This window comes from Paenibacillus sp. JT31N7, assembly GCF_059692095.1.
In genome coordinates this window covers 633,469-644,485 of sequence record NZ_JCAUAT010000001.1, presented here as the reverse complement: position 1 = coordinate 644,485, position 11,017 = coordinate 633,469, and the positions used below count along the sequence as shown (strand labels likewise).

Sequence of the window (11,017 nt, the reverse complement as noted above, 5' to 3'; positions counted from 1 at the left end):
GTACTAGTTGTTCATGCCTGAAGAGTGTATGTCCGGATACCAGGGGCATGCGCTCCGGGTATGGGCCGATATCCATTTTAGGGGAGGTACGCATGAAATCGTTGTTTGAAAAGGAAGAAATGTATTGGAAAGAAAAATTCAATGCCGAAGACAGCTTAACCTTTCTTCCGTACAATCAGTCCTCGAAGGCCGCAGCAGGCCTGAATTCCGAAGGGAGTCCGGACGCTGTCAGCCTCACACTGCCGCCGGCGCTGTCCGAAAGAATCCTCCGACTTGCCAACGGATCGGATTTGGCTGTTTTTATGATCATGCTGGCGGGAGTAAACTGCCTGCTCTATACATACGCGAGGCGGGAAAATGTGCTCGTCGGGATCCCTGCCGAAACGGGACTCGGGGAAGAACCGTCGATCCACGATTTTCTCCTGATTAAAACGTACATAAACCGTGAAACCACGTTCAGATCCCTGCTTGGTCAAGTCAAGCTGGCGATCGGCGAAGCGCTGGAAAATCAGCATCTCCCGTTCCGGAAAATGACGGGTTCTCTGAATATCGAAACGAATCCCGAAGGGACCCCTGTCCTGAATACGATTGTTACCTACAAAAAAATCCATAAGGCGGATGTTCAAGGAAAAGCCGCTGCGGATACTGTTTTTCAATTCGATTTGAACGAAAATTCCATCGGCATGAACGTGAGTTTCCATAACCAGCGCTATGACGGCGATTTTATTGAAAAAGCCGCCGGGCATCTCGTGCAGATTTTGTCCGTCCTGTTAGTTCAGCCGGATCTTGAACTGGGTGGAGCGGATATGCTCTCGCCTTCGGAAAAGCAGCAGCTGCTTGTTGAGTTTAACAACACGGAAACACACTATGAACGGGAGAAAACGATACATGGGCTGATCGAAGAGCAGGCGGCCCGCGTTCCGGATGCGACAGCGGTGGTTTTCGAGCAGGAACGTCTCACTTACCGGGAGCTGAACGAGCGGGCGAACCGGCTGGCGCGTACGCTGCGTGCGAAGGGTGTGCAGCCGGATCAGCTTGTCGGCTTGATGGCCGGACGTTCGCTGGAGATGGTCGTCGGTATTTTGGCGGTTTTAAAAGCAGGTGGCGCATATGTGCCTATCGATCCCGAGTATCCCGAGGAGCGTATCCGCTACCTGCTGGAAGATTCGGGTGCGAAACTACTGCTGACTCAGCGGCGGCTGCTGGACCGGGTTCCATATGCGGGAACTGTACTGGCGCTCGATGACGAGAACTCCTACAGCGCCGACGGCACTAATCCGGAGCCGGTTAACGGGCCGGATCATCTGGCTTATGTTATCTACACGTCCGGTACGACGGGTAAGCCTAAGGGCGTGATGGTGGAGCACCACGGGCTGGTCAGCCTGAAGCACATGTTTCAGGATACACTCGGCATCACCGGATCGGACAGAATTGTCCAGTTCGCCAGCTTATCGTTCGATGCGTCGTGCTGGGAAGTGTTCAAGGCGCTGTTTTTCGGGGCCGCTCTCTATATCCCGGCTGCCGACACGATTCTGGACAACCGGTCGTTCCAGCGCTTCATGCACGAAAACGAAATTACGGCCGCAATCCTGCCGCCGACATATGCGGCCTATTTAAACCCGGATCAGATGCCGAGTCTGCAAAAACTGATTACGGGAGGCTCGGCCGTATCGACCGAATTCGTGCAGCAGTGGAAAGATAAGGTGCGGTATTTTAACGCCTACGGTCCGACGGAGGCTTCGATCGTCACTTCGGTCTGGACTGCAAGTACCGATACTAACGGGCTGAAATCGGTCCCGATCGGCCGTCCGATTCAGAACCACCGGATTTACATCCTGGACGATCATCGGCAGCTAGTGCCTGCTGGAGTAGAGGGAGAGCTGTGCATCGCGGGCGCGGGCTTGGCGAGAGGATATTTGAACCGTCCCGAGCTGACGGCCGAGAAGTTCGTGGACAATCCCTTTTCGCCGGGCGAGCGGATTTACAGGACCGGCGACCTGGCCCGGTGGCTGCCTGACGGCAGCATCGAATACAGGGGCCGGATCGACCATCAGGTGAAAGTCCGGGGCTACCGGATCGAGACCGGCGAGATCGAGGAGCAGCTTCTGAAAGTGCCGTCCGTACAGGAAGCGATCGTTATCGCCCGTGAGGTGGCGGACGGTCAGCAGCTGTGCGCTTACTTCGTGGCGCAGTCGAAGCTGACGGCCGCCGGGCTTAAGGAAGCGCTGGCTAAAGAGCTGCCGGGCTACATGATCCCGGCGCACTTTGTGCAGCTGCTCCGGATGCCGCTGACGCCGAACGGCAAAATCGACCGGAAGGCATTGCCCGCTCCGGAAGAAAGCACGCAGCAGCCGGTGGAGTCTGTCGCGCCCCGTACGCTGCTGGAAGTGAAGATCGCCCAAATCTGGAAGGACGTGCTCGGTCTTCGGAGCATCAGCGTGAAAGATAACTTTTTCGATCTCGGAGGCAGTTCTCTGAGTCTTATGCGGCTGATTCAAACGATCTATGACGAAACCGGCATCGAAGTTCCGCTGAATCAGCAGTTTAAGAATCTTACCGTGGAAGAGATGGCACTCGGGGGCGGCGAATCGGGTCTGGAGATAAAGGGGCAATCGTTTATCAAGCTCAATAAAAACGGAGCCTTGAATGTATTTTGCTTTCCGCCGGGAAGCGGATTCGGTATCGGGTACCGGGAACTCGCGAACCTGCTGGACGACCGTTTCGTCCTGTACGGGACCGATTTCATCGAAGATTCGGAAAGCTACGAAGAGATGCTGGACGACTATGTCGACGAAATCGTGCGCATTCAGGAGGAAGCTCCTTACGTGCTGCTCGGCTACTGTTTCGGCGGGAATTTAATGTTTGAAGTCGCGCAGAGGATGGAGAAGAGGGGCTATCGCGTCTCGGACTTGATCATGGTGGATTCCTGGATCAAGGAAACTTTGACGCCTCTGGAGACGACCGAAAGCGAATGGCGGGAAATACTGGAGGATTTGTCGGATACGGAAAAAGAACTGATGGCGAACCCCGTAATCCGCGAGCGTGTCAGCAGCAAGGTGCGCGCAACTTTGATGTATGAAGCGCAGCTCATAAACACAGGAACGGTTGAAGGGCATATCCACGAGCTGATCGCCGAAGACAGCGACGCATTCCGGCTGGAGCACGGACTGCCGTCATGGCGCGGAGCGGCTCCGGGAATCTACACGGACTACAAGCTTGCGGGCGCGCACGAGAAGCTGCTTGAGCCGGAATGTCTGGATGGGACGGCTGAGGTCATCCTACGGATCCTGGATGAAATCGCGCAGCGAAACGGAGCAACGCCGAAGGTGCTGCATGGAAGCTGACGGGCGGTCCATCGCCGGGAAGGGGGACCCAATGGCGGCACAAAAAAGCAAACGCGTATACGCTGCATGGAAAGCATTCCGCTGGTTATTAACGTTTGTAAACCGTCACAGAGGCTGGATGATCGCAGGTACCGTATCCGCGATTGCCGCGGCCATCATCGAAGTGTGGACGGGCAGTTTGATCGAACAATTGACATCCCAGGCCGAAAACGGAGCGGGGCCGGTTGTCATCGAAATCGTATGGACCGTTTTTTTCGTCATTCTGATCGGAGTGCCCGCGAAATACTTGATGATCTACGGAGTAGAGAAGAGCAGCGCTTTGGCGGTGAGAGATATCCGCAATCACGTGATGAACCATATCGGCAAATTGCCTATTCATTATGTGGAAAAGCAGCATTCCGGCGATATTCTCTCCCGGATCAGCAGCGATCTTCAGCTCATTCAACAATTTATGAGCCGGGACTTGGCCCAGTGGTTCTATCATCCGCTGCTGTTCGTCGGCTGCTTCACTTATCTGATCTGGATTCAATGGGAGCTGATGATGTACAGTCTGCTGCTTTTTCCCGTATCCTTGCTCGTATCGCACTGGATCGGCAAGCAGCTTCAGCAGCTGACGGAAGAAGCCCAGGCGAATATGGGACGGATGAATATGAATCTGCAGGATACACTTGGCGGTATGCCGGTGGTGAAGAGTTATTTGCTGTCGGGTCTGCTGTTCCGTTCCTATCAGTCACTTCTGCTGCTGACGGCGCAGAAAAAACTGGCCGTGAAAAAAAGGGAAGCGTGGGTTAATCCTCTCTTGTCCACGCTGATGATCAGCCCTATCATTTTTGCCGTAAGTTACGGAAGTTATCTGATTTCCAAAGGGGAGCTCGGTACCGGAGAATTGATCGCGTTTCTTTATCTGCTGAATCTGTGCTTGGAGCCGCTCGATCATATTCCCGAACTTATCACGCGTACGTTCGAGATGTCCGGCGCTTTAAAGCGGGTTTCCGATATTTTGGAACAGCCTGCCGAAAATCAGGAGGGGCATGCGATTACGAAAACCGCCTCTGCCCCGGTCGAGTTTCTGAACGTCTCTTTTTGCTATAAAGACGGTTCTCCCATTCTGCAAAATTTGAGCTTTACGGTGCCGGAAGGAAAAACGATCGCCCTGGTGGGCGCAAGCGGCGGAGGCAAGAGCACGGTTTTCAAGCTGCTGTGCGGCTTTTATCCGCTGGAGGACGGGCAGGGAAACATCCGCGTATTCGGCCAGCAGATAAACGGCAGCAACCCGGATCAGCTGCGTTCGCACTTCTCCGTTGTGACCCAGGAATCGTACTTGTTCAGCGGCACCGTAGCCGACAATATCGCGTACGGCCGGGAAGACGCGTCCATGGACGAAGTGATCGCGGCTGCAAAATCAGCGCAAGCGCACGCGTTCATCATGAGTCTGCCTGAAGGATATCAGACGTATGTCGGGGAACGGGGCGGCTTTCTTTCCGGGGGCCAGCGTCAGCGGATCGCTATTGCCCGTGCGCTTCTCAAGAATGCTCCCATTCTGCTGCTCGATGAGCCTACATCCGCGTTGGATCCGGAATCCGAGGGCGCTGTGCAGGAAGCGTTGAGTGTTCTGATGAGCGAAAGAACGACAATCGTTATCGCCCACCGGCTGTCTACCGTTCAGAATGCCGACGAAATATGGGTCATGGAGCAAGGAAAGCTTGTCGAAGCGGGGACCCATGCGCAGCTTCTGGAGAAGAAAGGGCTGTACGCTCAATCGTTCCTCCAGGAGTTTACCGGTCTTGCGGAAAGCAAGGAGGCAGTTTACACATGAAGAGCGGCGGATTAATCTCACAGGTGAAAGAACTCGTGTACTTAATGAGATTCATGAACCGCAGACGCAAAATTCAGTATTACACAGGTCTCGGTATTACGGCAGTCAACCAGACACTGTTTCTCGTTTCCTTCAGCCTGGTTGTCCAGAATCTGGTCAACTTTGCCGATTACCGCGATTCGGCTCTGATGTATCGTGCTTTCTATATCCTGGCGGGGGCTTTGCTCCTCGAAAATGTCATTTCCCCCTGGTTTACGTATTTGTACCAGCGCAGCGTCGAATTTACGATTGTGGACGTGCGTGAGCGTCTTTACCGGAAATTTTGCCGGCTCCGGCCGAAATATCTGGAACAGACGCACCACGGAGACCTGATGTCGCGGGTAAATAACGATGTGGCCGCGGTAGAACTCACTTTTTCCAGCATTTATTTCATGCTGCTGCTGCAAGTGGTGTTCAGTGTCGGCTCCATCCTTTCGATGGTGCTGATCGACTGGAGATTCGCCTCCGTCTCGCTGCTCGTTCTGCTTGTTTCTTTCTCGATCAGTGCCCGGTTTGCCCGGCAAATCCGTGTCCTTTCCGAGAAGTCGCTGCAAACTTTAGCACGGATGACCGAAAAGTTTAAAGACTTTATCGGCGGCATTCAGCTCGTGAAATTGTTTCATATCCGTCCGGTGTATTCCCAGTACCGGAGCCTGAACGAAGAAGTGACCCGGCTTGCCGAGCAAACCGCAAGGAAGAACGGGCTGCAGGCCGCCGTTAACCATTTTGTCAGCTATGTCACGTTCTGCGGAATTATCGTCATCGGAAGCCTGCTGTATGCTTACGGGCTGATCGGGATGGGAAGCGTTGCGGCGCTTGCGGTGCTCCAAATCAACCTGACCCATGCGATTATGAATTTCGGGACGGTGCTGTCTATGGCGCAAAATTCGTTAGCCGGCGCACACCGGATTGAGGAAATTTTATCGGAGGAAGAAGAGCCGGAAAGGTTGGGATTGCCCGATCCCGAAAAGTCCTCGGAGGCGATGGTGGAGTTCCGGGACGTGGAATTTTCCTATCAGGCGGATAAGAAGGTGCTGTGCAGAATGTCCATGCAGGTATATCCGGGACAGGTTGCGGCGATTGTGGGCGCGAGCGGGAGCGGCAAAAGCACGCTGATCAAGCTGCTGCTCGGCTTCTATCCCGTGGATAGCGGGGAGATCTTGCTCGGCGGCAAACTCTTCGGCACCTACACGCTGGACGAAATTCGCGGCCAGATCGCTTATGTGCCGCAGGAGCCTTTTCTGTTCAGCGGAACGATCGAGGAGAACATCCGTTACGGCAACCCGCAGGCGACGGCGGACGAGGTGATCGAGGCGGCCAAGGCCGCGTATGCCCATCATTTTATCGAGGAACTGCCGGGCGGGTATCAAACCCAGGCAGGGGAGCGGGGAGCGTCTTTGTCCGGAGGACAAAGACAGCGTATCGCGATTGCCAGAGCCATCCTGAAAAACGCCCCGATTCTGCTCCTGGACGAAGCGACGTCCGCACTCGACAACGAGTCGGAGCATTGGGTGCAGCGGGCTCTGAACGAGCTGATGAAGGGACGGACGACGATTCTGATCGCCCATCGCCTGAGCACCGTGGAAAAGGCGGATTCCATTACCGTGATGAACCAGGGAACGGTTGTGGAGCGGGGAACGCACCGGGATCTGCTGGAACAGGGCGGTTATTACGCGAGATTGTACGGCTGACAGTACGGCAGAAAGTTACCCTTATGCCCGCGCAGGGCAGAACATCCTAATCCCAGTCCGGTTAACCGGACTGGGATTATTTTGCGTGCGGAAGGGAACATTTGGTGGTAGAGCCTTAGTTATGCACACATTGATCCGGACCGGAAGGGTGGATAATCCGCTCCATACCGGTATAATGAGGGTACGAAAGTCGGGGGATACCGGGTCTGGAAGGTGATGAAATGAACAAGGATTTCAAAATGATGAAGGCATTGATCGAGCTGCTGGATTCCGAAGAGCGGTGGTTTACTTTCGGGGAGGCCGAAAGGGAGCTTGGCATATCGGATAAGTCCGTCCGGAAGTTGGTGGAGGAGATCACGACGCTTATGCCGGGCACCATGAGTATCGAAGTTTCCAGGGGCAAGGGCATCTTCTTCCGCCGCGAACGTCACGGACCGACTATCCGGGAAGTTCTTGTGGAGCAGTTCAGGCAGACATCTTATTACCGCCTTATGCAAAGGTTGTTCATCTACGGCGGTCAGGCTTCCGCCGAGGAGCTGGCGGAGCTGCTTTATATGAGCGCTTCGTCGTTTAAAAAATTCATTATTCAACTGAATCGGGAAGATCTCAAGCCGTCCTGCCTGCGGCTCGCTTATTCTTCTCCGGCGCTTAAAGGAAATGAAATACACATCCGGTATTTTTACTGGAAATTGTTTTCCGATTCACATCCTTATTCAGGCTGGCCGTTCGCAGAGGTAGATTTTGAGCAAATCCAGGACTGGATAACGGAATTAGAAGAAGAACAAGGGATCGTTTATTTTTTGAATTCCAAACGCAGTCTGATTTTTCTGATCGCCGTTACGCTGGAAAGAATCCGGCAGGGACATTCCGTTTCGGTAAGCGGGGAGTTTTACGACTGGGAAAACGGCGCTTTCTATGAATCCGTCCGCCGTTTAGCCGGAAAGCTTAGACAAGAATACGGCCTGGCCATGGCCCGGGAAGAAATGTATTTCCTGCAGTCGTTATTCAGCCTGAGTCAGTACCATTACCGGAACGAAAGGGAAATGGCCCTGGAGCAGGAGGAGGCTCTCCATAGGAACGAGGAGCCCAAATACCGGATGATCAACAAACTTGTACCCTTGCTCAGGGAAACTTTCCCTTCGTTAGCTGCCGGCCAGCGGTTTGTCATGGAAATGTGCGAGTTTTTCGAGAAGCTGATGATCGATAATGCCATTCCCGAACTGATGGCGGTATCGAAAAGCCGGCTGATCGCCTACATGCGCCAGGAAGAGCCTCTTATTTACGAAGGGGTAACGGAGTGCATAAACCGTTGGAGCCGTGAATACCCTGCCGTATCGGTCAGCTCGTACCATCTCGTCAAGCTCGGTTTTATCGTCAGCTCCAATGTCCGGTATAAAAGCAAAAAGGCTTTTCTCATTATCGGTGAAGAATTTTCCGTCCGACATTATGTGGCCAACCGGATTAAAAGGGAGATCGGCGACGAGTTGACGATTGAAACCTCCATCCTGCATGAACTAAGCGATGAAACCGTCCGAGAGCGGGAGATTGATTTTATTATAAGTACGATGCCCGTTGCGCTGAAAACCGTGCCCGCCGTGATCATTTCCGCCATACCGACGAAAAGGGATTTGGAAAACATTCGGAAAGAACTGCTTGAGTAATACACTTGGTCCCGATTATTCCGTATTCAACGGCTTATAAGTGTCTAGTTTCCGGCCGCGGATTCTTTTATGCTGTGGTTGAAAGCGGTTGCGAACCGCCGATCCACGACAATCGAGGAGGAAACACAACATGAGTATCCACTTGGAAGCCAAACCCGGAGAAATCGCCGAACGCGTCCTGCTGCCGGGAGATCCGCTGCGCGCTAAATTCGTAGCCGAGAATTTCCTGAATGATGTGCGCTGCCATAACGAAGTGAGAGGGATGTACGGCTATACCGGGTTATATAAAGGGGTTCCCGTTTCGGTTCAAGGTACCGGCATGGGCAATCCTTCGATGAGCATTTACGTGACGGAGTTAATCCGGGATTACGGAGCAAAGAAACTGATCCGGATCGGCACGTGCGGCGCGATGCAGCCGAATCTCAAGATCCGCGATCTTGTGCTGGCCCAGGCGGTCTCGACGGACAGCAACATGACGGACAAAATGTTTCATGGCTGCAGTTACGCCCCCACGGCCGATTTCGGCTTGCTGATGCAGGCGTATCAGGGAGCCAAGCGGAGCGGCGCCAACGTATTTGCCGGGAATGTGTACAATTCCGATGAGTTTTACCGCCATACCCTCGACAGACTGCATACGTTTATGGAGTTCGGCGTTCTCGCCGTCGAGATGGAAAGCACCGCGCTTTATACGCTTGCCGCCAAATACGGAGTGAAAGCGCTGAGTATTTTGACGGTAGGCAGCCAGCTTCTTACAAACGAACGTTCCGCGCACAAAGACAGCGAGCAATCTTTCAATCAGATGGCCGAAGTCGCCCTGCAGACGATTATCGAGGATACCGTATGAAATATGCGGTGGCTCTGATCGGCCTTATCGTCATTTTGTCGCTCGCATGGCTTGTCAGTTCGGATAAGAAAAAGATCAAGTACCGGCCGGTCCTCGTGATGATTGCTCTGCAAATCATTTTAGGAATGGTTTTGCTTAAAACAGGCGTAGGAGAATTTCTGGTAAAAGGATTTGCGGACGGGTTTGCCAAGCTGCTCGGCTTTGCCAACGCGGGGACGGACTTCGTCTTCGGCGGAATCGTAAACGATAAAATTCACTCGTTTTTCTTCCACGTCCTGATGCCGATCGTGTTCATGTCCGCTCTGATCGGAATCCTGCAGTATTACAGAATACTGCCTTTTATTATCAAATATATCGGGCTTGCCTTAAGTAAAGTGAACGGCATGGGAAAACTGGAATCTTACAATGCGGTAGCTTCCGCGATTCTCGGACAGAACGAAGTGTTTATCTCTATCAAAAAGCAGATCGGGCTGCTGCCGAGAAACCGGCTCTATACATTGTGCGCTTCCGCAATGTCGACGGTATCCATGTCGATTGTCGGTTCCTATATGACGATGCTGAAGCCGGAATATGTGGTGGCCGCACTGGTGCTGAATCTTCTGGGCGGATTTATTATCGCATCGATCATCAATCCGTACGAAGTGAAGCCGGAAGAAGATATTTTGGAAACCCGGGACGAGACGAAACAGACGTTCTTCGAAATGCTGGGCGAGTATATTATGGACGGCTTCAAAGTTGTCGTAATCGTCGGCGCCATGCTGGTCGGGTTTGTTGCTCTCATCGCCATGATTAACGGCATTTTCAGCGGTGTGTTCGGGATTTCGTTCCAAAACATACTCGGGTACGTTCTTGCCCCGTTCGCCTTCCTCATAGGCGTTCCTTGGAACGAGGCCGTAAAAGCGGGAAGCATCATGGCTACCAAAATTGTGGCGAACGAGTTCGTGGCTATGCTTGATTTTGTGAAAATTCAAGGCGATTTCAGTGAACGTACCCGGGCAATCGTGTCCGTATTCCTTATCTCGTTCGCTAACTTCGGATCGATCGGTACGATCGTGGGTGCGGTGAAAGGGCTGAACGAGAAGCAGGGCAACGTAGTGGCCGGTTTCGGGCTTAAGCTCTTGTACGGAGCGGCTCTCGTAAGCTTCTTGTCGGCGACGATTATAAGTATCGTATTCTGATAATTGCCCCCTGTATAAGATATACTCCGGCTGGTTTTGCGGCAAAGCTTCCTAACCATTCATACCTTTCTCAAGTACAGCCTCCTATAAAAGCATACAAAACCGCCGGCCGCAAAGTGCCGGTCATTTAGCCGGAAGCGATTTTACGCTTCCGGTTTTCAGTTTTGTCGGAAAATCGTTCCGTCTGCAGGGACAGGTTGGAGCCCGAAGCTCCTTTCGGACGAATTTCGAGGGGAACCTGTTCCTGGCCTTCAAGTCGTTATCCGCTACATTCTTGCAAAAGAGAATATGAAGCGGATCAAATGGCGGAATCTGACCGATTTGCAGCGGAAATAATAGAGCGCGCGGACGCCGGGAGCTTGTACCGGTATGCGCAAGAGGTTGATCGCACCGGAACCGGACGGTCAGCCTTTTTATTAGGCAGTACAAATAATACGAAAAACA

6 protein-coding genes are annotated in these 11,017 nt (G+C 53.1%); all 6 read left to right on the top strand.

Going from position 1 to position 11,017, the window contains the following annotated elements:
• Positions 1-92: 92 nt before the first annotated feature.
• The 6 genes from AC58P5_RS02855 (at position 93) to AC58P5_RS02830 (ending at position 10,573) form a co-directional block, all read left to right on the top strand.
• Positions 93-3,344 carry a non-ribosomal peptide synthetase gene (locus AC58P5_RS02855; protein WP_497384448.1) on the top strand — a complete coding sequence of 1,084 codons (3,252 nt, stop codon included), beginning with the start codon at positions 93-95 and terminating at the stop codon, positions 3,342-3,344.
• A gap of 31 nt (positions 3,345-3,375) precedes the next feature.
• Positions 3,376-5,160, top strand: coding sequence for an ABC transporter ATP-binding protein (locus AC58P5_RS02850; protein ID WP_497384447.1), 1,785 nt, complete (start codon positions 3,376-3,378; stop codon positions 5,158-5,160).
• Positions 5,157-6,890: an ABC transporter ATP-binding protein gene (locus AC58P5_RS02845; RefSeq protein ID WP_497384446.1), complete on the top strand. Its 1,734-nt coding sequence runs from the start codon at positions 5,157-5,159 to the stop codon at positions 6,888-6,890. Before AC58P5_RS02850 ends, AC58P5_RS02845 begins: the two co-directional genes overlap by 4 nt.
• Before the next feature lie 221 nt (positions 6,891-7,111).
• Entirely contained in the window at positions 7,112-8,551 is a 1,440-nt protein-coding gene (locus AC58P5_RS02840; RefSeq protein WP_497384445.1) for an AcpB/EbpR/MafR family transcriptional regulator, read from the top strand.
• A gap of 130 nt (positions 8,552-8,681) precedes the next feature.
• Positions 8,682-9,395: a purine-nucleoside phosphorylase gene (gene deoD, locus AC58P5_RS02835; RefSeq protein ID WP_497384443.1), complete on the top strand. Its 714-nt coding sequence runs from the start codon at positions 8,682-8,684 to the stop codon at positions 9,393-9,395.
• Positions 9,392-10,573, top strand: a complete 1,182-nt coding sequence (locus AC58P5_RS02830) for a NupC/NupG family nucleoside CNT transporter (protein WP_497384442.1) — start codon at positions 9,392-9,394, stop codon at positions 10,571-10,573. The genes deoD and AC58P5_RS02830 overlap by 4 nt, the downstream gene beginning before the upstream one ends.
• Positions 10,574-11,017 lie beyond the last annotated feature (444 nt).

Coding starts and splice junctions, on each gene's coding strand:
- AC58P5_RS02855 (WP_497384448.1), top strand. CDS start 93: ATGAAATCGTTGTTTGAAAAGGAAGAAATGTATTGGAAAGAAAAATTC.
- AC58P5_RS02850 (WP_497384447.1), top strand. CDS start 3,376: ATGGCGGCACAAAAAAGCAAACGCGTATACGCTGCATGGAAAGCATTC.
- AC58P5_RS02845 (WP_497384446.1), top strand. CDS start 5,157: ATGAAGAGCGGCGGATTAATCTCACAGGTGAAAGAACTCGTGTACTTA.
- AC58P5_RS02840 (WP_497384445.1), top strand. CDS start 7,112: ATGAACAAGGATTTCAAAATGATGAAGGCATTGATCGAGCTGCTGGAT.
- deoD (WP_497384443.1), top strand. CDS start 8,682: ATGAGTATCCACTTGGAAGCCAAACCCGGAGAAATCGCCGAACGCGTC.
- AC58P5_RS02830 (WP_497384442.1), top strand. CDS start 9,392: ATGAAATATGCGGTGGCTCTGATCGGCCTTATCGTCATTTTGTCGCTC.